Origin of the sequence: Streptomyces sp. NPDC101237, from assembly GCF_044767465.1 — a bacterium.
Taxonomy (GTDB): domain Bacteria; phylum Actinomycetota; class Actinomycetes; order Streptomycetales; family Streptomycetaceae; genus Streptomyces; species Streptomyces gramineus.
The window spans coordinates 214,915-241,048 of sequence record NZ_JBIWNY010000008.1; the positions used below are offsets into that span (position 1 = coordinate 214,915).

22 protein-coding genes, 1 tRNA gene and 2 pseudogenes are annotated in these 26,134 nt (G+C 70.2%); 17 read left to right on the forward strand and 8 right to left on the reverse strand.

Annotated elements, in window-relative coordinates; genetic code table 11:
* Window positions 1-217 precede the first annotated feature (217 nt).
* A complete protein-coding gene (locus ACIRQ9_RS15460) occupies window positions 218-1,831 on the reverse strand; it encodes an MFS transporter (RefSeq protein WP_404172248.1) in 1,614 nt (537 codons plus the stop codon).
* 62 nt (window positions 1,832-1,893) lie between these two features.
* Here ACIRQ9_RS15460 and ACIRQ9_RS15465 point away from each other — a divergent pair, with 62 nt between their 5' ends.
* Complete coding sequence (locus ACIRQ9_RS15465; RefSeq protein WP_404172251.1) at window positions 1,894-2,862, forward strand: helix-turn-helix transcriptional regulator; 969 nt, start codon at window positions 1,894-1,896, stop codon at window positions 2,860-2,862.
* Between the two features lie 89 nt (window positions 2,863-2,951).
* Here the strand turns inward: ACIRQ9_RS15465 and ACIRQ9_RS15470 are convergent, their stop codons facing one another.
* The gene (locus ACIRQ9_RS15470) at window positions 2,952-3,536 is read right to left on the reverse strand and encodes a TetR/AcrR family transcriptional regulator (protein ID WP_404172478.1); all 585 of its coding nucleotides are present in this window, start codon (window positions 3,534-3,536) and stop codon (window positions 2,952-2,954) included.
* A gap of 855 nt (window positions 3,537-4,391) precedes the next feature.
* Window positions 4,392-5,393 carry an RNA polymerase sigma factor RpoD/SigA gene (locus tag ACIRQ9_RS15475; protein ID WP_404172254.1) on the reverse strand — a complete coding sequence of 334 codons (1,002 nt, stop codon included), beginning with the start codon at window positions 5,391-5,393 and terminating at the stop codon, window positions 4,392-4,394.
* 238 nt (window positions 5,394-5,631) lie between these two features.
* On the opposite strand from ACIRQ9_RS15475, the gene ACIRQ9_RS15480 reads away from it, so the two are divergent.
* On the forward strand, window positions 5,632-6,150 hold the full coding sequence (locus ACIRQ9_RS15480) for a GNAT family N-acetyltransferase (protein ID WP_404172481.1): 519 nt from the start codon (window positions 5,632-5,634) through the stop codon (window positions 6,148-6,150).
* A 49-nt stretch (window positions 6,151-6,199) separates the two neighbouring features.
* On the opposite strand, the gene ACIRQ9_RS15485 is transcribed toward ACIRQ9_RS15480, so the two are convergent.
* Window positions 6,200-7,012, reverse strand: coding sequence for a dioxygenase (locus ACIRQ9_RS15485; protein ID WP_404172257.1), 813 nt, complete (start codon window positions 7,010-7,012; stop codon window positions 6,200-6,202).
* 125 nt (window positions 7,013-7,137) lie between these two features.
* Between ACIRQ9_RS15485 and ACIRQ9_RS15490 the strand changes: the two genes are divergently transcribed.
* Window positions 7,138-7,653: a MarR family winged helix-turn-helix transcriptional regulator gene (locus tag ACIRQ9_RS15490; protein WP_404172260.1), complete on the forward strand. Its 516-nt coding sequence runs from the start codon at window positions 7,138-7,140 to the stop codon at window positions 7,651-7,653.
* A 60-nt stretch (window positions 7,654-7,713) separates the two neighbouring features.
* Here ACIRQ9_RS15490 and ACIRQ9_RS15495 read toward each other — a convergent pair whose 3' ends face one another.
* The gene (locus ACIRQ9_RS15495; protein ID WP_404172263.1) at window positions 7,714-9,252 is read right to left on the reverse strand and encodes an MFS transporter; all 1,539 of its coding nucleotides are present in this window, start codon (window positions 9,250-9,252) and stop codon (window positions 7,714-7,716) included.
* Between the two features lie 283 nt (window positions 9,253-9,535).
* Entirely contained in the window at window positions 9,536-10,186 is a 651-nt protein-coding gene (locus ACIRQ9_RS15500; RefSeq protein ID WP_404172266.1) for a TetR/AcrR family transcriptional regulator, read from the reverse strand.
* Window positions 10,187-10,629: 443 nt separating this feature from the next.
* Between ACIRQ9_RS15500 and ACIRQ9_RS15505 the strand changes: the two genes are divergently transcribed.
* The 9 genes and pseudogenes from ACIRQ9_RS15505 to ACIRQ9_RS15545 all read left to right on the forward strand — a co-directional run bounded on the left by ACIRQ9_RS15505 (window position 10,630) and on the right by ACIRQ9_RS15545 (window position 21,571).
* A complete protein-coding gene (locus ACIRQ9_RS15505; protein ID WP_404172269.1) occupies window positions 10,630-11,856 on the forward strand; it encodes a M6 family metalloprotease domain-containing protein in 1,227 nt (408 codons plus the stop codon).
* Window positions 11,857-11,998: 142 nt separating this feature from the next.
* Window positions 11,999-13,060: pseudogene (locus ACIRQ9_RS15510) on the forward strand (IclR family transcriptional regulator C-terminal domain-containing protein).
* A 91-nt stretch (window positions 13,061-13,151) separates the two neighbouring features.
* Window positions 13,152-13,224 (forward strand) — tRNA-Arg (locus tag ACIRQ9_RS15515).
* A gap of 1,053 nt (window positions 13,225-14,277) precedes the next feature.
* A complete protein-coding gene (locus tag ACIRQ9_RS15520; protein ID WP_404172272.1) occupies window positions 14,278-14,655 on the forward strand; it encodes a hypothetical protein in 378 nt (125 codons plus the stop codon).
* A 441-nt stretch (window positions 14,656-15,096) separates the two neighbouring features.
* Window positions 15,097-15,720: a DUF5819 family protein gene (locus ACIRQ9_RS15525; RefSeq protein WP_404172275.1), complete on the forward strand. Its 624-nt coding sequence runs from the start codon at window positions 15,097-15,099 to the stop codon at window positions 15,718-15,720.
* The gene (locus tag ACIRQ9_RS15530) at window positions 15,717-16,766 is read left to right on the forward strand and encodes a hypothetical protein (protein WP_404172278.1); all 1,050 of its coding nucleotides are present in this window, start codon (window positions 15,717-15,719) and stop codon (window positions 16,764-16,766) included. The genes ACIRQ9_RS15525 and ACIRQ9_RS15530 overlap by 4 nt, the downstream gene beginning before the upstream one ends.
* Entirely contained in the window at window positions 16,759-17,976 is a 1,218-nt protein-coding gene (locus ACIRQ9_RS15535) for a M23 family metallopeptidase (RefSeq protein ID WP_404172281.1), read from the forward strand. The genes ACIRQ9_RS15530 and ACIRQ9_RS15535 overlap by 8 nt, the downstream gene beginning before the upstream one ends.
* A gap of 119 nt (window positions 17,977-18,095) precedes the next feature.
* Window positions 18,096-20,081 carry a protease pro-enzyme activation domain-containing protein gene (locus tag ACIRQ9_RS15540; RefSeq protein WP_404172285.1) on the forward strand — a complete coding sequence of 662 codons (1,986 nt, stop codon included), beginning with the start codon at window positions 18,096-18,098 and terminating at the stop codon, window positions 20,079-20,081.
* Entirely contained in the window at window positions 20,078-21,571 is a 1,494-nt protein-coding gene (locus tag ACIRQ9_RS15545; RefSeq protein WP_404172288.1) for a phytoene desaturase family protein, read from the forward strand. Before ACIRQ9_RS15540 ends, ACIRQ9_RS15545 begins: the two co-directional genes overlap by 4 nt.
* A gap of 511 nt (window positions 21,572-22,082) precedes the next feature.
* On the opposite strand, the pseudogene ACIRQ9_RS15550 reads toward ACIRQ9_RS15545, so the two are convergent.
* Window positions 22,083-22,708 (reverse strand): annotated as a pseudogene (locus ACIRQ9_RS15550) (tyrosine-type recombinase/integrase); the annotation flags it as partial.
* Window positions 22,709-22,883: 175 nt separating this feature from the next.
* Here ACIRQ9_RS15550 and ACIRQ9_RS15555 point away from each other — a divergent pair.
* Window positions 22,884-23,249: a hypothetical protein gene (locus ACIRQ9_RS15555; RefSeq protein ID WP_404172291.1), complete on the forward strand. Its 366-nt coding sequence runs from the start codon at window positions 22,884-22,886 to the stop codon at window positions 23,247-23,249.
* A gap of 25 nt (window positions 23,250-23,274) precedes the next feature.
* On the opposite strand, the gene ACIRQ9_RS15560 is transcribed toward ACIRQ9_RS15555, so the two are convergent.
* On the reverse strand, window positions 23,275-24,063 hold the full coding sequence (locus tag ACIRQ9_RS15560; protein WP_404172294.1) for a GntR family transcriptional regulator: 789 nt from the start codon (window positions 24,061-24,063) through the stop codon (window positions 23,275-23,277).
* A 110-nt stretch (window positions 24,064-24,173) separates the two neighbouring features.
* Here ACIRQ9_RS15560 and ACIRQ9_RS15565 point away from each other — a divergent pair, with 110 nt between their 5' ends.
* From ACIRQ9_RS15565 to ACIRQ9_RS15580, 4 genes are all read left to right on the forward strand, one after another.
* Entirely contained in the window at window positions 24,174-24,581 is a 408-nt protein-coding gene (locus ACIRQ9_RS15565; RefSeq protein WP_404172484.1) for an NUDIX hydrolase, read from the forward strand.
* A gap of 45 nt (window positions 24,582-24,626) precedes the next feature.
* Window positions 24,627-25,052, forward strand: a complete 426-nt coding sequence (locus tag ACIRQ9_RS15570; RefSeq protein ID WP_404172297.1) for an ATP-binding protein — start codon at window positions 24,627-24,629, stop codon at window positions 25,050-25,052.
* Window positions 25,046-25,453: a hypothetical protein gene (locus tag ACIRQ9_RS15575; RefSeq protein WP_404172300.1), complete on the forward strand. Its 408-nt coding sequence runs from the start codon at window positions 25,046-25,048 to the stop codon at window positions 25,451-25,453. The genes ACIRQ9_RS15570 and ACIRQ9_RS15575 overlap by 7 nt, the downstream gene beginning before the upstream one ends.
* Before the next feature lie 126 nt (window positions 25,454-25,579).
* The gene (locus tag ACIRQ9_RS15580) at window positions 25,580-25,897 is read left to right on the forward strand and encodes a hypothetical protein (protein WP_404172303.1); all 318 of its coding nucleotides are present in this window, start codon (window positions 25,580-25,582) and stop codon (window positions 25,895-25,897) included.
* Window positions 25,898-26,134: the final 237 nt, after the last annotated feature.

Genomic DNA, 26,134 nt, shown 5'->3' on the forward strand with positions numbered 1-26,134 from the left:
GGACTCTGCGGCCTCGCGCCGCCTCGCCGCGCCCCGCACAGGCGCACGCGAAAGGGCCCGGCACCCGAAGGTGCCGGACCCTCTCCGGACCCGCCCAGCGGCGCACCCGGGAAACCGCGGGCTCAGGAACCGGCCTTGGTCTCAGGGGACGGCGGCGGGCTCGGGGGACGAGCGCGGGCTCAGGGGACGAGCGCGGGCTCAGGGAACGAGCGCGGGCTCAGGGGACGAGCGCGGGTTCGGCCGCCGCCTGCGCCGGCAGCGGCGCGGTCGCGTCGCCGCCCTCCAGGTGCTGCGCCGGGCGCTTCGGCAGCGCGGACATCAGCAGGAAGATCACGGCCATGATCGCGGCCACCCAGAGCAGCGCGTGCTGGAAGGCGTGCACGAAGGCCGGGCCGACCCGCTCCGAGGTCAGGCGGTCGTCGACGACACCGAAGAAGACCACCGAGACCAGGCCGAGGCCGAGCGCGTTGCCCATCTGCTGCACGGTGTTGATCAGGCCGGACGCGGAACCGGCGTGCTCGCGCGGCACCTCCGACAGCACCGCGTCGGTCAGCGGCGCGACGATCAGGCCCATGCCCAGGCCCATCACGACCAGCGGCAGCGCCATCTGCCAGGAGGCGAGGGCGAGGCCGTAGCGGTGCGACTCCCCGACGTAGATCAGGACGCCGAGCCCCATCACCAGCGCGCCCGCCTGGAGCACCTTGCGGCCGAAGCGCGGCACCAGCTTCTGCACGGACAGGCCGGCCGCAACGGAGACGGCGATCGAGAACGGCACCCCGGTCAGCCCGGCGTGCAGCGGCGTCCAGCCGAGCCCGACCTGCATGTAGAGGGTCCAGACCAGGAAGAAGATGCCGAGCGCGACACCGAAGACGGTCTGCACGGCGATGCCCGCCGCGAAGCTCTTCACCTTGAACAGGGAGGGTTCGATGAGCGGGGAGCCGTCCCGCGCGGCCTTGCGGCGTTCGTACGCCACCAGCACGCCGAAGACGACCAGCGCCCCGGCCATCGACGCGTACCCCCACAGCGGCCAGCCCAGCTCACGGCCGCGGGTCAGCGGGTAGAGCAGCATCAGCAGTCCGAGGGTCACCAGGGCGACGCCGACGAGGTCGAGCTTCAGGGCATGCGGGGCCCTGGATTCGCTGATGTAACGGCGGCCGAGGAGAAGCGCGCCGATGCCGACCGGGAGGTTGATGAGGAAGATCGGGCGCCATTCGAGGCCGAGGACGTTCCACTCCGTCAGCAGGGCGCCGAGCAGCGGGCCGGAGACCGCGCCCAGGCCCACGATCGCGCCGAACAGGCCGAAGACCTTGCCGCGCTCGTGCGCCGGGAAGGTGGCGTGCACGATCGACAGGACCTGCGGGACCATCAGCGCGGCCATGGCGCCTTGCAGGACGCGGGCGGCGACCAGCATCTCCGGGTTGGCGGCGAAACCGCACAGCGCGGAGGCGACGGTGAACCCGGCGACTCCGACGAGGAAGATCCGTTTACGGCCGTGAATGTCACCGAGGCGGCCGCCGGTGATCAGCCCCGCCGCGAAGGCGAGCGCGTAGCCGGCCGTGATCCACTGGATCTGGCTGAAGGAGGCGTGCGCGGTCCGCTGGATGGACGGGATGGCGATGTTGACGATCGTCACGTCGACGAGGTCCATGAAGGCGGCGGTCATCACGATGGCCAGGGCCAGCCAGCGGTGCGGTGCGCCGGGGGCGGCCGCCGTGCCGGGTGCGGCCGGGGGCGTGATCGGTGTGGTGTGGTCCGTGCCGGTCCGCTGTGGCCGGTCGCGCAGTTCTCCGCGCCCCTTCAGGGTGCCGTCGTCGACGTCGGTGGAAGTCATGACCTCAACCTATGAGCCCACTAGGACAGATCACGTCCTAGTTCTCCGGCATCCTCGGACGCATGACGACGGACACTCCGGCACGACTGCTCCAGCTGCTGTCCCTGCTCCAGACGCCCCGCGAGTGGCCCGGCGGCGAGCTGGCCGACCGGCTCCGGGTCTCCCGGCGCACCGTGCGACGCGACATCGACCGGCTGCGGGAGCTGGGATATCCGGTGGAGGCCAGCAAGGGAGCCGACGGCGGGTACCGGCTGGTCGCGGGGAAGGCGATGCCGCCGCTGCTCCTGGACGACGAGGAGGCGGTGGCCATCGCGGTCGGGCTGCGGGCAGGCGCGGGACACGCGTTGGAGGGCGTGGACGAGGCCTCGGTGCGGGCGCTGGCCAAGCTGGAGCAGGTGCTCCCGGCCCGGCTGCGGCACCGGGTGGCCACGCTGCAGGCCGCGACCACGCCGCTGGTCAGCGGGGACGGGGCGAGCATCGCGCCCGAGACGCTGACCGTGATGGCGTCGGCGGTGGCGGGACAGGAGCGGCTGCGGTTCGCCTACCGCGCGGCGGACGGCAGCGAGACCCGCCGGCAGGCCGAGCCGTACCGCCTGGTGTCGACGGGACGGCGGTGGTACCTGGTGGCGTACGACCTCGATCGCGACGACTGGCGCACGTTCCGGGTCGACCGGGTGAGCGAGCCGTTGGCGACCGGGGCGCGGTTCGCTCCGCGGGAACTGCCCACGGGGAGCGCGGCGGAGTTCCTGCGCCGGTCGATCCAACGGCACCAGCAGACCTACGCGTTCACGATCGCGTTCGCCGGGACGGTGACGGAGGTGGCGGCGCGGGTGCCGTCGTGGGTGGGGACGCCGGTGGACGAAGGGGACGGGTGGTGCGTGGTGCGGGGGACCACCGGGGACCCGATGGAGTGGCTCGCGGTGCGGCTGGTGATGGCGGGCGGTGAGTTCGCGATCCGGGAGCCCGCGGAACTCGCCGCATGCGTGCGGGAGTTGGGAGCGCGGCTGACGCGGGCCGGCGAAGGCGCGTGAACGGACGGCCCACGTCCGCGCCCGGCTCCCGGCTCCCGGCTCCCGGCTCCCGGCTCCCGGCAACGGCGCCAGGTCCCGGGCGGCCGCGTCTAGGCCCGTTCCCCCCAGGCGAATCCGCGCAGGTCCGCCAGGTTGCGCAGCGCGAGCGCCGCCGGCCCTTCGGCCTGCGAGGGGGATGCGGTGCCCGCGGCCCAGGACTCCACCGCCACCCGTACCGCCGCGCCGGCCACCGCCGCGGCGAACCGGAGGTGCGGGGCGGGGGCAACGTTGTCGGAGCCGATGCGTTCCGCCAGGATCGCGGCCAGGACGTCCTCCGAGGACTGGCAGACCTCGGCCCACACCTTGCGCAGGGCGGGGCTGGTGTCCGCGAGGTGGATGAGGGTGCGCACCCACTCCCAGGACGCCGCCGAGACGCCTTCGCCGGGCGTCAGGGTGTGGCGGACGGCGTGTTCGAGGGCCTCGGGGACGGAGAGGGCCGCGGGGGCCGCCCGTACGGCCTCGGCCCAGCGTTGCGCGCCGGCCGCGTAGAGCGGGGCGACCGCCTCTTCCTTCGTGGCGAAGTAGCGGTAGAACGTGCGGGGGGCGATGCCGGCGGCGTGCGCGATGTCCTCGGCGCGGGTGGCCCGCAGGCCCTGCCGCACGAAAAGGCCCGCGGCCGCCCGGGCGATCTCCATCCGCGTCTCCGCCTTGCGCCGTTCGGTCAAGGACGCGCCGGAAGGGTCCCGCCGAGGGGTGTTGCCGGTGGTGCTGGGGGTGCTGGGGGTGCTGGGGGTGCTGGGGGTGCTGGGGGTGCTGGGGGTGCTGGGGGTGCTCACGTCGGCAGGCTATGCCGCTGTGGCAGAATCTGCCATCCGGTGGTTCACCCCGTGGTTCAGGTACGGGGTGAGCCACCGCTTCAGCATGCCGGGCAGGTCACGGCACCGGCAAACGCGGACGGTCAGGCCCCCTGCGCGGCGAACCGGCAGGACAGGACCGAGACGGCATCGCGGAACCGCCGGACGGCGGAAGCGGATGCCACCGGATGCGGCGGATGGGCCCGTCGGCGGAAGCACACGCACCGGACTCGGCCCGAGCCCCCCTCCAACCGAAGCGCACGCACCGGATGCGGTGGATGGGCCCGTCGGCGGAAGCGCGCACAAAAGGAACCGGGCTCCGGCACCCGGGGGGGGGTTGGGCGCCGGAGCCCGGCTCTGCGGAAGTCCCGGCGCCGGGGGGGATGGCGCCTCGGGACATGGCTCACTGGGGTTCGTCGTCGTACGTCGTCGTCGGTGGCCGGACGGGTCGTCACCCGGTGCCGGCCAGGCACTCGTCCGCCGGAGCGGAGCGACCTCGCCCGGCCGGAGTCTCGAATCCCCGGCCCGGGATGGTTGTTCCCTACACGCGAGGCCTTGAAGCGGCGGTACCGCGCCATGTATGCGCCGTCTTTCGCCACCCGGCGCACGCGCTTGGCGCGATCAGAACCACGCGCGCCCCTCGGAGCTCCCGCCGACGCGGGAGCCCCCACCGCACGGGCACCGCCCGCAACTGCCTCACGCCGCCGGTTCGAAGCCCGTGCTACGCGCCAGCTTCTTCAGCTCCAGCAGCGCGTGCTTCTCGATCTGGCGGATGCGCTCACGGGTCAGCCCGTGCTCCTTGCCGACCTCGGTCAGCGTGCGCTCGCGGCCGTCCTCGATGCCGTACCGCATCTTGATGATGGAGGCCGTGCGCTGGTCCAGGCGGCCGATCAGGTCGTCCAGTTCCTCGCTGCGCAGCAGGGTCATGACGGACTGCTCGGGGCTGACCGCCGACGTGTCCTCCAGGAGGTCGCCGAACTGGGTCTCGCCCTCGTCGTCCACCGGCATGTTCAGGGACACCGGGTCGCGGGCCCAGTCCAGGACGTCGACGACGCGCTCGGCGTTGGAGCCGAGCTCGGCCGCGATCTCGGCGGGCTCCGGGTCACGGCCGTGCTCCCGGTTGAACTCCCGCTGGACACGACGGATCCGGCCCAGCTCCTCCACGAGGTGGACGGGGAGCCGGATGGTCCGGGACTGGTCGGCTATGGACCGGGTGATCGCCTGACGGATCCACCACGTGGCGTACGTCGAGAACTTGAAGCCCTTGCGGTAGTCGAACTTCTCGACGGCGCGCACCAGACCCGCGTTGCCCTCCTGGATCAGGTCGAGGAGGGGCAGGCCGCTCCTCGGGTACCGGCGGGCGACGGCCACGACCAGGCGGAGGTTGGAGCGGATGAAGACGTCCTTCGCCCGCTCGCCGGCGACGAAGAGCGCCTCCAGCTCCTCACGGCTGGCGTCGGACGCGGACTCCTCCTCGCCGTCGAGGACCTGCCGCGCGAACACACCCGCCTCAATGGTCTGGGACAGCTCGACTTCCTTGGCGGCGTCGAGGAGCGGCGTGCGCGCGATCTCGTCGAGATACATGCCGACCAGATCGCGGTCGGCGATCTCGCCGCCATGGACGCGGCGAACACTGCTTGCCGAGTCGGCCGTCTCGCCGGTGGCGGACTGACGACGGGCGACGGCACGGGTTGCCATGCGGTGCTCCCTTGCGATGGTGGGCGGGCGGGGTGGTCCTATCCGGTTTTCTCGGTCTTCCGGTGGATGCTCGGCACTCGGCCTGCTGCCCCGTGCGGCCCTTTCCGGAACCCCCGGTGTGCTGATCGGGTGCCCGGCATCCGAAGGAAACAACGACTGGAATCCGGACAGAATTCCCATGCCGTCCCCCCATTTTTCTGATCATGCAGTACCCTGTCCGACCGACCGAGGGGGCATGATGTCGCCGGAACGTACAGGGGTGCAGGTCAGACCGGGAGTCGAGGCGGACCTCGGCGCCCTCACGGATCTCTACAACCACTACGTTCGTGAGACGTCCATCACATTCGACACGGTGGTCTTCACGCCGGAAGAGCGTCGTGCGTGGTTGCTCTCCCACCCGGAAGACGGCCCGTACCGCCTGATGGTTGCCACGCCGGCGGACTCACAGCGGATTCTCGGGTACGCCACGTCCAGCCCCCACCGCGCGAAACCCGCCTACCGGACCTCGGTGGAGACCACGGTCTACGTCGCTCCGGACGCCGTCGGCCGCGGGGTCGGGACGCTCCTGTACGAGGCCCTCTTCGCGGCGCTCGACGGCCAGGACCTGCATCGCGCCTACGCGGGCATCGCCCAGCCGAACGAGGCGTCCACCCGGCTGCACGCACGCTTCGGCTTCCGGCACGTCGGCACTTACCACGAGGTGGGCCGCAAGTTCGGCCGCTACTGGGACGTGGCCTGGTACGAGCGCCCGCTCTAGCGGACGGCCCGCCCAGGCCACCGGGGCCCGCCCCGGCCGGGGGCCGGACTCAGCCGAACTGGACGGACCGCTTGGCCATGCCCATCCAGAACCCGTCGATCGTCGACTTCTGCGCGTCCAGTTCGCCGCCCGCCTCCGCCGCGCCCATGGTCACGAAGAGCGGGGCGAAGTGCTCGGTGCGCGGGTGGGCGTAGCGGCCCGCCGGCGCCTTGTCGAGGAAGTCCAGCAGCGCGTCCCAGTCGCGGTTCTCCAGCGCCCGGTGCCCCCAGTCGTCGAACTCGGAGGACCACGACGGCACTCCGGCCCCGGTGTGGCGCAGGGCGGCGAGGTTGTGGGTGAAGAAGCCGGAGCCGACGATCAGCACGCCCTCGTCGCGCAGCGGGGCGAGCCGGCGGCCGATCTCCATCAGGCGGACCGGGTCGAGGGTGGGCATCGAGATCTGGAGGACCGGGATGTCCGCGGCCGGGAACATCTCCACCAGGGGCACGTAGGCGCCGTGGTCGAGTCCGCGGTCGGGGATGTCCTGCACGGGGGTGCCGGGGGCGCGCAGCAGCTTGCGCACGGACTCGGCGAGCTCCGGCGCGCCGGGGGCGGCGTACTGCACCTGGTAGTAGTGCTCGGGGAAGCCCCAGAAGTCGTAGACGAGGGGCACGGTCCGCACGGCGCCGAGGGCGAGCGGGGCCTCCTCCCAGTGCGCGGAGACCATCAGGATCGCCTTGGGGCGGGGCAGGCCGGCGCTCCAGGCGGCCAGTTCGCCGGGCCAGACCGGGTCGTCGGCGAGCGGCGGCGCGCCGTGACTCAGGTAGAGGGCGGGCATGCGCTCCCCGGAAGCGGCGGACCGTTCCTGTGCGACGGCGGTCATGACGACGGCTCCCTCCACGGACGGGAACCTTCCGCGGCTCCCATGCTTTAACTCTCAAGCTTTCATGGAGCAGGATACGCCGCACTTGTTTAACTTTCAAGGAGAGGCCTCGTAGAGTGGGCCGCATGAATACGGCATCCACGTCCGCGCCCGCCGCCGCAGACCGCTGGCTCAGCGACGAAGAACAGCGCGTCTGGCGCTCGTACCTGCACGCCTCGACCCTGCTGGAGGACCACCTGGACCGTCAGCTCCAGCGCGACGCCGGGATGCCGCACATCTACTACGGCCTGCTGGTCGGGCTCGCCGAGGCGCCCGGACGGCGGCTGCGGATGACCGAGCTGGCCCGGGGGGCGAAGATCACCAGGTCCCGGCTCTCGCACGCCGTCGCGCGCCTGGAGAAGAGCGGCTGGGTGCGCCGGGAGGACTGTCCCGACGACAAGCGGGGCCAGTTCGCCGTCCTGACCGACGAGGGCTCCGCGGTGCTGCGGCGCACCGCGCCCGGCCACGTGGCCGCCGTACGGCAGGCGCTCTTCGAGCGGCTCACCCCCGAACAGCAGCAGGCCCTCGGCGAGATCATGGAGATCGTCGCCGAGGGCCTGCAGCCCGACGAAGCGGGCGCTGACCTGCCCTGGCTCCGCTGAGGAGCCCGGGGCAGGCCCGCGTGCGGGTACCCGGTGTGCCGGTGCGGGCCGCTCAGCGGCTCAGTGGGCGACCACCGGAATCGGCAGCTCGTCCTCAGCGCCCTCGCCCGAGGCCACCGGGGTGGCGCTCGGCGCACCGGCGTTGACGAAGGCGACCACGATGACCGCGGCCAGCACCAGCATGCCGACGGCGAACCAGATGGCGTTGGTGTAGCCGTGCACCGCGCCCTCCATCTGGACCAGCTGCTGCTGCGACTTGGAGGTCGCGGTCGCGATGTGGTCCTTGATGTACGCCGTCGTCGCCGAGGCGGCGATGGTGTTCAGCAGCGCGGTGCCGATCGCGCCGCCCACCTGCTGCGAGGTGTTGACCATCGCGGAGGCGACACCGGCGTCGCGGGGCTCGACGCCGAGCGTGGCCAGGGACATGGCCGGCATGAACGCCGTACCCATGCCGAGACCGAGCAGCAGCATCGCCGGCAGGACCGTCGAGGCGTACGACGAGCCGATCTCCAGGCGGGTCATCAGCAGCATGCCGACGGAGGCGACCAGGAAGCCGGGGCCCATCAGCGCCCGGGCCGGGACCCGGGTCATCAGACGGGCACCGATCTGGGTGGAGCCGACCATCATGCCCGCGATCATCGGCAGGAAGGCGAAGCCGGTCTTGATCGGCGAGAAGCCCTGGATGACCTGGAGGTAGTAGGTCAGGAAGAGGAAGGTGCCGAACATCGCGATGATCGCGATGCCGAGGGAGAGGTAGACGCCGCCGCGGTTGCGGTCGGTGACCACGCGAAGCGGCAGGAGCGGCGCCTTGACGCGCATCTCGGTGACCACGAACGCGATCAGCAGCACCCCAGAGGCGACGAACAGGCCGATGGTGCTGACGTCGCTCCAGCCCTCGGACTCGGCGCGGGTGAAGCCGTACACCAGGGAGACCAGGCCGAGGGTGGACAGCAGCACGCCCGGGATGTCGAGCGGGTTGCGGTTGCGGCCGCCCTCCGGCTCACGGATGACGAAGTACGCGCCGAGCGCGGCGACGGCGGCGAACGGGATGTTCACGAAGAACGTCCAGCGCCAGTCCAGGTACTCGGTGAGCACACCGCCGAGGATGAAGCCGACGGCGCCGCCGCCACCGGCGATCGCGCCGTAGATGCCGAACGCCTTGGCGCGCTCCTTGGCGTCCGTGAACATCACGGCGAGCAGGGAGAGCGCAGCCGGGGCGAGCAGGGCGCCGAAGACGCCCTGGAGGGCACGCGCGCCGAACATCATCGCGCCGCTGGTCGCCGCGCCGCCGAGGGCGGAGGCGGCCGCGAAGCCGATCAGGCCTATGACGAAGGCCCGCTTGCGGCCCCACAGGTCGGCGATCCGGCCGCCGAACAGGAGCAGACCGCCGAAGGCGAGGGCGTAGGCCGTGACGACCCACTGCCGGTTGCCGTCGGAGATGCCCAGGTCGGTCTGGGCGGAGGGCAGGGCGATGTTCACGATGGTGGCGTCGAGGACGACCATCAGCTGGGCGAGCGCGATGAAGACGAGCGCTTTCCAGCGGTTGGCGTCACCGGACTGTGCCGGTGCGCCAGGAGCCTTGGCGGCTGTTTCAGACATGGGGGTACCCACTTCGTGACTTCGTGAATGTGTGACGGAAAGTCAGTGCTCCGTCACGGACGTTCGGCGTTCATGACGGCAGGCGTTCATGAACGGACGGCGCCCATGAACGGAAGACGTTCGTGACGGAAGACGTTCGTGACGGAAGGCGTTCGTGGCGGAAAAAGGGATCGGTGAAGCGCAGACGGTGGTCGGTGCGGTACGAGGGGCGCGCTCGATGAAGGACCGGCGCTCGGCCCGAAACTGTTCGCCCCCCCGGGACGGTGCGGTCGCTCTCGGTCGTTCAGGCCTGGCGAAGGTCCTCCATGGTCACGGCCGTACCCGGCAGGGCGGAGCGGGCCGGGGCCCGCAGTCCGTCCAGGAACAGCTGCAGATGACGGTGGACGAAGCGGTCACCGACCAGGCAGTCGGTGCCGAAGGGAGGCCGGCTGAGCTGAGCCACGGCGATCATCACGTCGCCGACCCCCACGTCCGGCCGGAGCTGCCCGGCCGCCTTGGCGCGGTCCATGAGCCGCCCGATGAGCTGCTCGCACCGCCGGCGCGCCGACTCCAGGTCCGGATGGTTCTTGTCGAAGGTGCTGGAGACCATCGGGCACAGCGCGCTGACCCGCTCGTCGGCGGAAGCGTGCACGAACCTCTCCAGCGCCTCGTAGGCGTCCCCGGTCTCCGCGAGCGCGAGCTCGGCCGCCTCCGACGTCCGGTCCATCACGGAGCAGACGACCTCGCGGACGAGCGCGTCGCGGTCGGGGAAGTTGCGGTACACCGTGGCGTTGCCGACGCCGGCCCGGCGGGCGATCTCGTCGAGCGGCACGTCGGGGCCGTACTCGGTGAACATCTCGCGGGCGGCGATGACGATCCGCTCCCGGTTGCGCAGAGCGTCGGCGCGGGGCCTGGGCGCCTTGCGCACGGTGGGGGTGGCGGTCGCGGTCTGCACGGCGCACTCCTGGTCTGGTCGGTCTGGGTGGGACTCGGTACTTCCACGATCCGGGGATCCGCTCCCCGTTTCGCGCGGACACAGGTCTAAACGGGGAGCCGGTCCCCGGTTATTTCCCCACCCGCCCCCCATCCCATGTGACCTGCATCACATGCCGTGATCCGGGGTGTCCCACGATCGGCCTCTCCAACGCGCGCCTCCCGCCCCGCGGACACAGGGTGATCGAAAGGGTGCAGTCCGAAACCGGCGGCTGCCGTGGCGCGAAAGGTCCATGCATGCAGCCGCAGCCCAGCCGCCGCCCGATACCCGCGCACGGCGACACCCCGCGCGCCCCGCACCCCCCGCGCTCCCCTCGGGCACACCGCTCCCCGTGCACGTCACGCGCCCCGCGCACGCCCTCCACCCGCGCGATACGCAACCGCCGTGCGGCCTCCCTGGCCGCCGTGACCGTGCTGATCCTCGCGGTCGGCACCTCGGCGGGCTCCGGACACCTCACGGCGGCACCCTCCCCGGCCGGCGCCGGCCCGATAGCGCTGGCCCGCTCCTCGGTCTACGGCCCCTGCCTGATCAGCGGCGGCCGGGAGATCCAGATGACCGAGGGCATACCCACCCCGGGCGGCTACTCCCGCTCCACCGGCACCGTGCACGCCCTGACCCTGATGGTCGACTTCTCCGACGCGCCCGGCCAGGGCGACGCGCTCGACCGGTACCACGAGTTCTTCCCGCAGACCCAGGACTGGTTCCGCACCGCCTCCTACGGCAAGCTCGACTACCGGCCCGCGGCCCCCGTCGACCACTGGCTGCGGATGCCGAAGCCCTTCGCCGACTACGGCATAGAACGCGGCGCCCCCTTCGACCCCGGCTACCGGCAGCTCGTCCAGGACATCGTGGCCGCCGCCGACCCCGAGGTGGACTTCCGGTCGTACGACCTCCTGAACGTGCTGATCACCCCGAACGCGGGGCCCTCCGCCCTGGACACCGTGCTGTCGGTGACCTTCGCCGGCAACTCCGACGCCCCGGTCGCCGACGGCGTCCCGGTCGCCAACGCCTCGTTCGTCTACTCCCGCCAGGACGACGGCTCCGGCTCCTACCAGCAGACCGGCTACCGGGTCCTGCCGCACGAGAACGGCCACGTCTTCGGCCTGCCCGACCTCTACACCCAGGAGGGCGGCGGCGCGGTCGGGCACTGGGACATCATGAGCGAGGACTGGGGCGCCGACAACGACCTGCTCGCCTGGCACAAGTGGAAGCTCGGCTGGCTCGACCCCGACCAGGTCAGCTGCGCGTCCGGCCACGGCACCACCGACTACACGCTCACCCCGCTCGCCCGGGCCGGCGGCCGCAAACTGATCTTCGTCCCCGTCGACGGGCGCACCGGCTACGCCCTGGAGGACCGCACCAAGGGCGGCAACGACCAGGACGTCTGCCACCCCGGCGTCCTCATCTACAAGGTCGACGCGAACATCGACACCGGCCGCGGCCCGATCAAGGTGTACGACTCCCACCGCGACAGCGGCGGCTGCACCCGCAGCCCCAACGTCCAGGCGGAACTCTCCGACGCCCCGTTCGGCCCCGGCGAGACCTTCAAGGACCCCAAGCACGGGATCGAGGTACGGGTGTCGGAGGTGGACCCGGAGGGGGACTACCGGGTCCAGGTGACGCGCGGCTGACCGGCCCCGGCCTGGGTCTACCGGGGGGGCGTGCCCCGACCGCCGTACCGCAGCCCACGGAAGCGGCCGCACGGGAAGCGGCCGTACCGGAAGCCGCCGTACCGGAGGCCGCCGTACCGGAGGCCGCCGTACCGGAGAGTCGATGACCACCCCCGTGTCCCGGGGTGTGGCCGCGCTGACCGAGGCGGGCGGCACGCCGAGCGCGAGCGCGCGGGAACGGCGCACGGGGCTCGACCGTTCCACCGTCGACCGGATCAGCGCGACCCTCGCCCGCGCGGGATACGTCCGCCAGGACGGCCGGGACACGGTCGTGACCCCGCGCGCGATGCAACTCGGCAACGCCTACCTGGCCGCCCCCCCCCCGCCTGCCCGCCCTGCTCGACACGCACGCCGACGCCCTCGCCGACGAGCTGGACGAGTCCGTCTCCCTCGCCGTCGGCGACCGGGACGGCATCCGCTTCGCCCACCAGGCGACCCGACGCCGCGCGATGTCCGTCAGCTTCCGCATCGACGCCCTGCTGCCGGCCGAACGCACCGCCCGCGGACCGCTGTTCGCCGCGGAGTGGACGGAACCGGAGCGGGCGGCATGGCGGGCCCGGCACGCGGCGGACCCGGCCGACGCGGGTTTCCCGGCCGTACCTCCCCGCGTGATCACGTACGAACAGCTGGGCCTGGTGACCGCACGGGGCCGCACCTTCTCCCTCACCCCCCGGGTGCCGGCCCTCGGCTGTCCACCGCTGTCCCGCACCACCTCGCCCGCCTGGCCGCCCCGCACCTGCGCGCCCTCACGGACCGCCAGCACGAGCCGGCGGCCCTCGCGGTACGGGTGCCAGGGACGGACCCGGCGGAGATCCAGTACATCGCGGCGGCGACCGCGAGCCGTGTCCTGACCGTGGACATCACCGTCGGCACCCGCCTCCAGGCGGCCCGCACGTCCCTGGGCCGGACCCTCCTCGCCCCCGACGACCCGCCCGGCTACGCCCTCGCCGACGAGGAACTGGAATCGGTCCTGCGCTCGATCGCCGTGCCGGTACGGGACCGGACGGGCCACCCGCTCGCCGCCCTGAACGTCGCGACGCACGCGGCCCGCCGCACTCTGGCGGAGCGCGTCACCGACGTCCTCCCCCACCTGCGCGCCACCGCGGACCACCTCCAGACCGACCTGCGCACGGCCTCCCGCTTCACCCGAATCCCCCTCACCTGACCCGACGCCCCGAACAGCCAACCCCCCCACGGACGCGCATCCGCTACCCTGTCTCTGGTCGGGCACCGTCACACCGCGGACCGCCCGCCCCGCCTTCGTAGCTCAGGGGATAGAGCACCGCTCTCCTAAAGCGGGTGTCGCAGGTTCGAATCCTGCCGGGGGCACAACAAAATGCTAGATAATTGGACATAGCACCCGTCGGCGAGGATCGCGGAGGGGTGCTTTTGTCCTAGATGGGAACCCCATGGGAACGGCACGATGAGTAACGAGAAGTAACCCTTCGTCGATTACCTCATGGTTGCTTTTTGTAGCTTCATCACGCTGTGGGGGAGATTGCCAGCCCCTGCGAACTACTCTCTGGGCGATGCCGAGCGGGGCGGAAACACCTGGCTCGCGCATCTCCGCCGGCGAAAGCTGCGCTCACCGCTAAGGGGATCCGGCTGTTCTCCGCCTGTCGCCCACGTGGCGAAAGGTGGTGCAGGGCTTCGGCCGGACGATCGTCCCGGCACGCGATCGTTGAGGCCGCCCGGGCGCACCGTCCCTTCCCTCCCACACCCTTGCCAGCGCAGCGGGCCCGTGGGCAGTCCCGGCCCACGCCGAGTGGTCGGGACGGCGGGGCAGGCGCTACGTGGCTTGCGGGCAGCGCGGTTCTTCGCGACGTACGCAATGCGTGATCCGAAGCAGCCCGCAATCGGCGCGGGGCGATTAACCCCGGATCATTGCCGGATGCCCAGTGTGTCCCGTGCGCGTGACGCCTCGCGCGTGCGCACGGACCGCCCCTCGTATGGCAAAGATTGTGTAGTGCAGCAACGCCCGGTTTCCCTCGCCGATGACGGATACCCGCTTGACTAGCTGGCGTTTCTCGCGAATTACGGAGGCGCGGCAGCATGCAGCGAGTAAAGAAACCCTATTGATTTGAGCTTCGCCTGAGAATGGAGCAATTCATTCCGGTTCACGGCTACGGATTTCGTTGAGTCCCCCGCGGGGCCGTGGCTAGTATGAGTGCACTCCCGGTTGATCAAGGCTTTCGCGAGGCCCCTGATTAACGGCGGAGTGGAGTACGTACTCGTCTGCGAATCGATTCTGTACAGGTACAGAATGTCCGGTCCCCGAGCTTTGCTCGGCGGGTCCGGCATTGGACATCCGCGAACTGCCATGGGGGCGCGGCCTCACGCCGCATGCCGCCGACGGCATTCAGTACTCGAAAGGAATCCATCATGAACGGCAAACGTGCCGTTTCCGCTGCGGTGATCGCGGCTCTTGCCGCGGGCGGTACTGCGGCGCTCACCGCCTCGAGTGCGTCGGCCGCCTCGCTGCCGCACCAGAAGGCCGCGGCCCAGCACTCGGTCGCCACCGCTCAGGTCATAGGCAAGGGCGTGCAGCCGCAGTTCTTGCACGCGATCGCCCAGAGCGTGGCCGCGGCGACCGTCGTGAAGACCGCCGAGTACACCGTGAAGGTGACGACCAAGCTGAAGTCGTCAAGCGACTCCTCGTCCTCGAGCGAGTCCTCGTCGTCCTCCAGCGGCGGTCCCGCCATCAGCGACAAGACACTGCACGGTGTGATCCCGGGCGACACCGCCTACGACGTCAAGTGAGCGACGGCGTCGACGGTTCCAAGGCTTCGCGTGACGTGCGGAGCCGTGCGATCCCATGGCGTCGGACGACCACCGACGCCGCGTGACCTGCAGCGCCGGCTGACCTCCGGCGCAGGGGGAGGCGCCACGATATCGCCTGACCAGCGGTAGGACGTGGCGTGCGGCATCGATCGACCGTCGATGCCGAGTGACGTGAGCCACCACCTGAGCGGTGGTGCGAAGTGACTTGCGGTGTCGTGCCCTCACCGATGCCGATCAACCCCCCGTGCCGGGGCGGGGTGCCCCGCCCCGGCACGCAGTCTCACGCATATCCACCACCCTCATTGACTTCGATCAACCTGGATGTGGACAGCGATGAGAGTTCTCCCGCGCTCACGCGCCGCAGAGGACGCACCCCGGACGGCGAGCGGGGCGCTTTCCGTGAACGTACGGATCAGTGCGTTGACAGCGCTCGCGGCCGTGACCGTTTACTGCTTGTGCTGCCTGGTGTACAACGCGCCCGGTTCCCCCGCGAAGGACCGTATCAAGGGACCCGTCACGGCCTTCATGGAACCGTACTTCTGGCAGGACTGGCAGCTCTTTGGCCCCACTCCCGGCAGCAGTGACGACCTCATATACCTACGGACCCGGATGAAGCTCTCCGGCTCCGGCCAGGTCGTCGAGTCGAGCCCTGTCGAAATCGAGCAGGCCATTGACAGGTCGCCGCACGATTTCCCGGTGAACCCGACGAAGCTTCCCGGCGTACTCCTCGCGTTCGATGCGGCGGCCAATCGGTACGCAGGCATCGCCATCAAATTCAAGAAGCTCCCGCCGGCTAGACGCGACGCCGCACGAAAAATACTTGACAAGCAATTCGCACCCGACTTCGAAGAGATGCGGCGCTTCTTCTCCGCGCAGGCGAAGACACTGTATCCGAACGCTCAGATCATCTCTGTGCAGGCCACCTTCATGAACCGGCCCATCATTCCGTTCTCGGAGCGATACGAAGTACCCAGGCCCAAAGAGCACCAGCAGGGAATTCTGGCGACATCGTGGATGGACTTCGTTCCGGGAGTTGCGCGGTGAACGGCACGACTGCCCTGCTGGGCAAGGGATGGCGGGCCGGCACGGAGCGGCTGGACGCCGTCATACTCCGCTTCGCCACCCGGAAGCACCGGCTGATCGGGACGGCCCTGCTACGCGTCGTCATCGGCTTCGCCACCATCCTGTACTGCCTGTCCGACTACTCGAAGCGGCGCTTCCTGTGGGGGCCCGAGTCCTACAATTCGATCTCCACAGCGAGGTCCGCGCTGCCACGCTGGGGCTTCTCGCTCTTTCTGTGGGGACATTCCACGGTCTGGTTCGAGATCGTCTTTCACGCCGTGATCCTGGTGTCCGCCGCATTCATGATCTTCGGCGGCCGCGTCCTCACCCTGGCGCAGGCCGTGCTGATGTGGTCGCTGCACAACAGGAATCAGGACGTGCTCGAAGGCGGCGACAACCTGGCCCAGATCCTCATCCTCTTCATGGTCTTCACCGTCTCCAACGCCTACTTCGCCGTCGGCGCGAAGCGGCGCAGAGCCAGGATGCGGGAGCTGGAGCAGCCGACGACGTCCACAGTGCTGCACAATCTGGCCGCCTTCCTGATCGTCTTCCAGACGGCCGTGCTGTACTTCGATGCCGGCTACTGGAAGATCACCGGCAAGGTGTGGCAGGACGGCGTGGCGATGTACTACATCAGCCGCATCACCGGCTTCCAGATGTCGGCGACGTACACGCACCTGATGAGCAACGCCTTCCTCACCACCGCCACCAGCTACTTCACGATCTTCATCGAGCTGGCGTTGCCCTTCGCGATCCTTTCCGCCCGTTCCTGGATCCGAAAGGCCAACACCCTGGCCCTGGAGGGCATGCACCTGGGCATCATGACGTGCATGGGTCTGGTGTGCTTCGGGCTGTTGATGATCGGTGCGGACTGCACGTGCCTGCGCGACGAGGACTACAGGTCGATCGCGCGGCGCTACCGGTCCGTCAAGGACCGCCTCGTCCAGCTCAGTAGGCCTTTGCTGCCAGCGCGAGGCATGACATCCGTGGCGATGGTGGCAGACAGGGACGGTGCGGCCGGTGCCTGAGACAGCGGGAACACCGGCGGAACCCCGCCGCACGGGACAGCCTGCGGCCGACCTGCTGTTCAGGTTCCTCACCGCCGAGCGCGCACAGCGGGAGGTGCTCGCCCCGCGGGTCGTGGCCGCCGTGGGAGGTGAGCGGCTCGACCAGATCCTGGACGGCACCCGCGAACGCGTCGGCGAGATCACCGGGGTACGGGACCATCCCGACGGGCTGGTGATCGAAGGCACCAGGGGGCGTGCCCTCGCCTTCGCCACCACACGCGACGGCCAGGTGCTCGACGGGCTGCTGATCGCCCCGGGCCCGTACCGCGTGCCACGGCTGCGCGTCCCGCACGGGGCGCGAGCCGCCCTGGTGTGGATCGTGTGGGTGCTGCTGCTCGCCGCGCGCATCGACGCGTGCTGGCAGGCCCCTTCCCGCATCGCCTGGTGCGGCCGTCTGCTCATCGTCGCGGTCGGCTACCTGCTCATGGAGGGCTGGCAGAGCCCGGCTCGGCTGCCGTGGTGGATACGCCGGTTCGTGGAGGCCGGCGCGCTGGTGGCCCTTGCCTCCGCGTGCCGGCTGCCCAGACTGCCCGCGTCGGGCGGCGGTGAGGCCGAACTGGTGGTGGGCGTGGCCCTGCTCGCCGGCTTCGGATGGTTCCTGCTCCGGGCACGCCGCCACCGCTGGGGGACCGCCGTGTCCCGGCCTCTCACCTTCCCCCTGCGGAACGGCAAGTGGTATGTCGCGCAGGGCGGCGGGGGCCGCCTGAACCATCACTCGTCCTTTCCCGAGCAGCGCGGCGCTCTGGACGTGATTCAGATCGGTCCGGGCGGTGCGCGCGCACGCGGCACCGGCCTGCGTGGGAAAAACGAGAGCTATCTCGTGTACGGGCAGAGCCTTTACGCCCCGTGTGACGGTACGGTCGTTTCCGCCGCCGGTCACCTCGACGACCAGGAACCCGGCACGATCCGATACCAGCCCCCCTACGGCAACCACGTGTTCATCGACACCGGCGCCGAGATCGTCAAGCTCGCTCACCTGCGCCGCGGCACCGTGGCGGTGAAGACGGGCGATCCTGTGCACGCCGGGCAGCTGCTCGGCGAGGTGGGCAACTCCGGCAACAGCACGGAGCCCCACCTGCACATCCACGCCGAACGCGACGGTCTCGGGCTCGATCTTCAGTTCACGGGCGTCACCAGCCCGCTGTGCCGGGGCCGGACCGTGCGCACGTAAGGCCTCAGCCTCCTTCATCACCACGGCGGGCAGCGTGTTTGAGCAGCCGCGCAGCCCTGCCGCCCTGCCCTGCCCAGCTCCGCGTGCCGTCCAGCGCCTCGTCCCGAAGGGACCCGTACTTGTCTTTCCTTGCCCGAATACGTCCTGGGCGTCGCCTGCGCCCTTACGTTGCTGCGGCGGCCTGTTCCGCACTCCTGGGCGCGGCTCCCCTCGCCACCGCCCACTCCGCCGACCACCGCCACCCCCTAGCCGGGTCCCGGCCGGCATACGCCACCGCGGCCGCCGACGCAGGGCCCATCGCCGGGGATCAGCATGTCAGCGCCCGCCTCTACCTCAACTCCCGTGACCCTCAGGGCCTCATCGACCTCCTGCGCGACATCAGCGATCCGCACAGCCCCCACTACCGGCACTACCTCACCCCGCAGGCATACCAGCGGCGCTTCGGCCCGACGGCCGCACAACTCGCCGGTGTCGCCGCGTGGTTGCACGCCTCCGGGCTCGCCGTCACCCAACGCACCACCCACTATGTGAAGATCACCGGCACTGCCGACGCCGTGCGGCGGGCCTTCGGCGCGAGCCTGCACCGCTACCGCACCGGCCGCGGCACGAGCCCGGCTCCCGCCGACGACCTCAGTGTGCCCGCCTCCCTGGCCACCACCCTGCTCGGCGTGTCCGGTCTCTCCACCCCCGGCGCTGCCCGGCCCCTGTCGACCCCCACCCCAACCCCTGCCCTCGGTGTCGCCGCCGACGGGGCGGTCTGCTCGGGCCACTTCGGGCAGAAACCCGCCACCGGATTCCCCCAGGCCTACGGCAAGACCCCCGCGTACGCGCCCTGCCCTTACACCCCCGCACAGCTCCGCCACGCCTACGGTGCTGGTACCGGCCGCGGCGCCACCGGGCGCGGCTCCACCATCGCCATCGTGGACGCCTACGGGTCCCCGGACATGCCCGCCGATGCCGACCGCTACGCGAAGATCACCGGCGACCACGCCTTCAGACCACACCAGTACCGCCAGCACGTCACCCCCGCCCACTGGCACGTCAGCGACGCGTGCGCGCCCCCCGGCACCTGGGCCGGCGAGCAGGCTCTCGACATCGACCTTGCCCACGGCCTCGCCCCCGACGCAGACATCCTCTACGTCGGCGCCGACTCCTGCCTCGACAACGACCTGATGGACGCTGAGTCGTACGTCATCGACGGCCGCCGGGCGGACGGTATCTCCAACTCGTGGGCAGAGATCATCCACTCCGAGCCCGGACACCTCACACCCGCCCTCATCGATGCGTGGGACCTGCTGTTCGAGCAGGCCGCAGCCGAAGGGATCGGCGTCTACTTCGCGGCCGGCGACTGCGGCGACTCCTCACCCGACGCGGCTCAGACCGGGGTCAACTGCGACCCCAAGACCACCCAGGCCCAGGCCGACTTCCCCAGCGGATCCCCGTGGGTCACCTCGGTGGGCGGCACCACCCTCGCCCTCGACCGCCACGGCGACTACGCGTGGGAGACCAGCATGGGCGACGAGCTGTCCATCCTCACCGACAACGGCACCGCCTGGGGACCTGTCCCCGGGGTCTTCACCTTCGGAGGCGGAGGGGGTGTGAGCGACTTCCCACAGCCCTGGTACCAGCACGACCGGGTCCCGGGGAGCACCGGACACCGCACCACCCCCGACGTGTCGCTGGAAGGCGACGGTGCGCTGCCCGTGCTGATCGGCCTCACCGACGCCGAAACCTTCCACCTCATCGGATTCGGCGGCACATCAGCGGCCACCCCTGCCTTCGCCGCCATCCAGGCCGACGCGCAGCAGGCCTGCGGGCACCGGCTCGGCTTCGCCAACCCGCTCCTGTACGCCCTCCCCCGCGCGCACCTCTTCCACGACATCACCGATCAGCCGGCCAAAGCCGGGACACCACCCTTGACCGTGGTACGCGACGAAGGCCCCGACACCGACACCTCCACCGGCGAACAGCGCTACCTTCTCTACACACTCGGCCACGACTTCGGCCTCCACGCCCGCCCCGGTTACGACGACGCCACGGGTCTCGGCTCTCCCACCCCCGGCTACCTGCGCTGGTTCCAGCACACCAAGGACACCCTGAAGTGAACGCCGACGCCTTCGTCGTGGGAGCAGGCCCCAACGGCCTCGCCGGCGCCGTCACGCTCGCCCAGGCCGGCCTCACCGTCACCGTCCTGGAAGCCGCCGACACCATCGGCGGTGGCACCCGCAGCGGCGAACTGACCGTGCCCGGCCTGCTGCACGACCACTGCGCGGCCGTCCACCCCATGGCCCTCGCATCCCCCTACTTGCGCACCCTGGATCTCGAACGTCACGGACTCCGCTGGGGATACGCCGCAACCGACCTCGCCCACCCCCTCGACGGCGGCCGCACGGCGGTGCTGCACCGCGACCTGGCCGTCACCGTGCGGAACCTGGGTGCCGACGGGCCCGCCTGGCAGCGCCTGTTCGCGCCACTGACCACTCGCTTCGACGCACTGGCTGACGACCTGATGCGTCCCTTGGCGCGAGGGCCTCGACATCCCGTCCTGACAGGCAAGTTCGCCCTGCTGGCGGCTCCCTCCGCCCTGCGGACCGTCCGCCGATGGCAGACAGAAGCGGCACGGGCCCTGTTCGCGGGGACCGCCGCCCACGCAATGCGCCCCCTGACCGGCACCGCCGGCTCCGCGATCGGCCTCATGCTCACCGCTGCCGCACACCGGCACGGCTGGCCCGTGGCACGCGGCGGCTCCCGGGCCATCACCGACGCGCTCGCCGCCCGCCTCATCGAACTCGGCGGCACCATCGAAACGCGATCTCCCGTGCACTCCCTGCGCGACCTGCCTCCTGCCCGGACGGTCCTCCTCGACCTCACCCCACGCGCGGCAGCGGCCGTGTGCGGCGCACGCCTACCCGCCCCTGTACGACGCGCGTACACCCGCTACCGTCACGGACCCGCCGCATACAAGATCGACCTGGCGGTCGAAGGCGGCATTCCCTGGAGTGCCGAGGTGTGCCGCTCGGCGGGAACCGTCCACCTCGGCGGAACCGCAGAGCAGATCGCCGACGCCGAACAGGCGGTCGCCAGCGGCCGGATGCCTCGCCGTCCGTTCGTGCTCGTCTGCCAGCAGTACGTCGCCGACCCCGCGCGCTCGGTGGGCGACACCCATCCCGTCTGGGCCTACGCGCACGTTCCCCACGGCTACGACGGCGATGCGACCGACGCCATCCTCGACCGCATCGAGCAGTACGCTCCCAAAGTGCGCGACCACGTCATCGCCCTGACTGCCCGCTCCCCGACGGATCTCGAGGCCTACAACCCCAACTACATCGGCGGAGACATTCTCACAGGCGCCAACTCACCAGCACAGACGGCATTCCGCCCGCGCCTGGCCTCAGACCCCTACGCCACCGGAATACCGGGAATCTACCTCTGCTCAGCAGCCACACCCCCGGGGGCAGGCGTGCACGGAATGTGCGGTCACCATGCCGCACGATCGGCACTTCGGAAGCTCGGCCTGGCACCCTGGGCCGCCGCCAGGCGACCGCGGCACCCGTACATCTCGTGGCCGACAGCCGCCGCAGGACCGCGAAGTTGAGCGCGGAACGAAGGCCGACCTCGACGCCCTCGGCATGCGCTGGTGAGAGGACGCGCGGCCTCACCGTGCCAGAGCTTCCCGCCGGACGTACTGTGTACGGGGTCGCGTAGACGGCGGAGAGCCACAGCCCCTGGAACCTGCCCTGATGGGAGCGGGGCGTTTGCCGCCCCAAGGGGTCTGCGGCGCTCACCGCTTCGGTCTCCCTGGCTGGCCTCTGCCGCCTTCCCCACCCCCCGTTTTCAGGAGCCCCTGCGGCCCCTCATGGGAACGTCATGGGAACGGAAGGCCGAGTAAAGACAGGGAAGGGCCGGAAGAAGCCGGAAGACTCCATCGCACTGACCAGCAGGAACAGTGGAGCCAGGGAAAGACCAGGACAGACAGGGTGATCAATAGGGTCTCTCCTAAAGCAGGTGTCGCAGGTTCGAATCCTGCCGGGGGGACCAGGCAAAAGGCCCCGGACCGATCATGGTCCGGGGCCTTTGACATCCAGTTTTGACGTCAACAGGGGCGGTCAGTCCCGACCGGGGCGCCTCTTCCTGTTCCTGAGTAGCCGGTCCATGTGGCTCATGGCTTCGCGCTGGGTGTCCTGCACGACGTGCGTATACACGTCCATGGTGATGCTGATCTGAGAGTGGCCGAGGATCTCCATCACGACGCGGGGCGCGACCCGGCCGCCGTGAGGAGAGTGGCGGTGCCGTGGCGGGCGTCGTGCAGCCGGATGACGCGGAGGCCGGCGGACTCGGCGACGCGGGTGAAGGAGCGGTAGAGGTTGCGCGGCTCGACGGGGTGGCCGGTGTGGGTGGCGAAGACGTGGTCCGAGTCCTGCCACCTCTCCCCCTCCTTGGTCCGGGCGGCTGCTTGCCTCATCCGGTGCCAGCGCAGGGGCGCGATGCAGAGGGCAGGCAGCGGGACGGCACGACGACGGCGGCTCCTGGGGTCTTCGTCGTACAGGACGCCAGGGCGGCGCTGGACCTGATGGCGGACGTAAGGGACGCGATTGTCGAGGGCAAGGTCAGACCAGCGGAGGCCGACGATCTCTCCCCTGCGCAGGCCCGTGGCGATCGCGAGGACGAAGGCCGCATAGAGCGGGTCCTTGCGGGAGGCCGCGAGGAAGTCGAGCGTCTCGTCCTGGGTCCACCCGATCTCCCGGGCTCACGACGGATCACCCTGTCACACAACTTGCCCACTCGTCTATACGAGTAAGCGTGTTGGGGTGTACGAGTTCGGAAGAACGACCACACTGCCCAAGCAGGACGACCGCGGAGACTTCCCGAGAACCACCACTGTCAGACCCTTCCGCCATGCTCTGCCCATGCTGATTGCGACGAACAACCGAGGGCACGCAGTGAAGCGCCCCTCCAAGCCGGCGATAGGCACGATGCTCGCGAACCTGCGACGGGGTGACCACTTGATCCTCGAACGGCAGGACGAGGACCGCGAGGGCGACTGGTACATCCAGGTGCTGTACCGCGACAACAACACCTACCAACTGGAGTACCGGGACGGCGTCGCAGCAGAGCATCACCAAACCCTGACCGCCTCCCAGGACAAGGCCCGTCAGGCCCTCCTCGACTGGGCGGCCGACAAGCCGGACTGGAAGGACGGCTTCATGTGGAACAACATCGGCGCCATGCTCGCCGCCCCGATCGTCGAAGCCACGGATCAGCCCACCCCCTAGCACCGCACTCCCGCCCGTCATGCGATCAGGTTGCCGGGAGCTGGTACGAGAGCACGTAGGCGTCCGCCGCCATGACCGTGTCGCACACTTCGACCGCTCGCCCCTCGGTGTCGAAGGCGGTGCGGATCAGGTGGATCACGGGCACGCCGGCCGCGAGGTGGAGTGTCTTGACCTCGGTGGGCGAGGGCATCCGGGCGCGGATCTCTTCCTCGAAGTGGTCGAGGTGGTGGCCGAGCTCTTCGAGGCGGGCGTAGATGCCGCCGGGGCCGGGGTTGGGTTTGGCGATCTGGGTGCCGCGGGCGATGTCGAGGGGGAGGTAGGAGGTGGCGAACTCCACGGGCCGCCCGTCCAGCAGGTACCGGCGGCGTCGGGCGAGCACGCGCCGTACGGAGCCGAGCCGGGTGGAGATGTCCTGGCTGGCCTTTTCTTCCTTGACCTCAAGGCTGTCGACCTGGGGATGGCTGCCGGCCGCGTCGGCTTCCACGATGAATGCGGACTTGCCCTGTTCGCGGTGGCGGCGGGCGAACCGGTCGGAGGCCAGGCGCCGCACGGGCGGGCGGGGCCTAACGAAGACGCCCTTGCCGTGTTCGGCGTGGACCAGGCCCTCGCCGGTGAGGACGGAGAAGGAGTTGCGGACGGTCATCCGGGAGACGCCGTAGTGCTCGACCAGTTCCGCTTCGGAGGGCAGTTTCTCGCCCTCGCGGAATCGCCCACGGTCGATCGCCTCGCGCAGTTGGTCGGCGATCTGCCGGAAGACCGCACGATCGCTCGTGGGGTCGAGGTCGCCGAGGAGGCCCGAAGAAAGAGGGCTCACTGTGTGTACTCCTTTAGGTATCTAGACGAGTGGGCGAGTGGAGTTGCTACGGTGGAGAGCCTAGCCATCCGGGAGGGCCGAGGAACGTGAGCACAGAACGCCCGCACTCCGTGAGCGTCGCCGGGGTCGTCGTCGACGCCCAGGGTCGTGCCCTCCTGATCCAGCGCCGTGACAACGGCAAGTGGGAGCCGCCGGGCGGTGTCCTCGAACGCGAGGAGACCATCCCTGAGGCCCTGCAACGCGAGGTCCTCGAAGAAACCGGTATCAAGATCGCCGTTCCGGCGACCCTGACCGGTGTCTACAAGAACATGACGGGCTTGATCGTCTCCCTGGTCTTCCGCTGCGAGGCCGCCGACGGCACGCCCACGACCGGCGACGAGACCCGCGCCCTGCGCTGGGCCACCCGCGAAGAAGTCACCGACCTGGCCGACGAGGCCTACGCGATCCGCGTCCTGGACGCACTCGACGCGATGACCCCGCCGGCCGTCCGCGCCCACGACGGCGTGAAACTCGTCTAGCCCGAACCCGCTGCACATGCGGCCTACCAGCACGAAGGAACTTGTATGCACGAGTATACGAGTCGAGTCCGAGTCTGGGGACTGACTTGCCCAGGATTTCCGGAAGAGGTCAGCCGGGCCCGCCGCTGGACGAGAGACATCCTGCGCGGCTCGCCCCTGGCCGACGACGCAGCCCTGATCGTGAGCGAGCTGAGCACGAACGCCCTACTCCACACGAGCAGCGGCGGGGAGCACGGAAGCTTTCACCTGGCCTTGGCTGTGGCACCACAGGTCATCGCACTGTCGGTCACGGACAACGGAGGAGGCGGCGCCCCGAAAGTCGAGCACAAGGACCAGGACGCCGAGCACGGCCGGGGCCTGGGCATGGTCAGCGCCCTCGCCCACAGGGTCGCCGTCCAGGGCACGGGCGACGGCTACACGGTTACCGCGGAACTCTTCGTGAATGCCCGGCGGGGAGGCCACCCGTGCTGATGGACAAGCCCCGGCGAGGCTTCTGGTGCGAGTGCTGGACCGAGGACCTCACCGACGACATGCAGTGGCCGGCACTCCGGGCATCCTTCGACGCCTACTCCGCACCCCAGGCAGACAGATGGGTCGCGATCGCCCTGCGCACCATCTCACCGGCACTCGACCCGGACGCCTCGGACGAGGTCTGGGCCTGGCTCCACAACGGCCGCGCCGAAACCCGACGAGCACTGCTCCGCTTCGAACCCTGCGCGGTGTCAGTCACCCAGGCCAGCACTCGCATCACGTGGACGATCCGGCCCGTGGTCTTCCTTGCGCTAGCTCATCGACAAGACGTTCAACTCCCACCCTGCGCATACGCCTTCAAGCCCCTCGCAGGGTCCTTGCCCCCGGACAACCCTGATTAGGGTGCTTGCATGAAGGAGACGGGCGGGACAAGGCGCAGGCCCAGGCAGCTCGGAGAACTTGCCGATGTGTACGACTTCCTGGAGCAAGTACGGCTCCGACCAGGTATGTGGGTTCACAGCAGCTCCTTGCAGCATCTGAACTCCATACTGATCGGCTACCGGGTTGCTTTGGGCATCCATGACATCGCGGAGCCCTTCGACTTCTGGAACCCCGGCACCCAGGGCGACTTCTCCGAGTGGCTGTGGCAGCGCCTGGGCCGCCATTCCTCCCTCGGGTGGGCAACGGAGATCGAACGTGACGCGGAGCGACTAGGCAGGCCCGGCATGGAGATGTTCTTCGAGCTCTTGGACGAGTTCCGCACCAGCAACCACCAGCTCCGGGATGAGTCGGAGACCAGCATCCGCGTCCGGGAGGAGGCTCAACAGCCCCTCGCCTCAGACTGAGTTACAACTTTCTCTACTGGTCCAAGGCGGCTCGCTCCGCTCTCCGCGCGCGGCCCGGCCCCCGGCCGGGCCTGCGCTCCTAATGGCGCCATAAGCGGGCGGGCATGTGGTGATCCGTAGTCGCTCCTGAGGCCTGACCTCTCAAGACAGAGCCGGCCCCACATGCCTTCCCGCTCTGTGAAGCAGCGCCGGGGGTGGCGGGGCCGGTCCGCGCTCCTGCCTTCGTCCCGCGCGGAC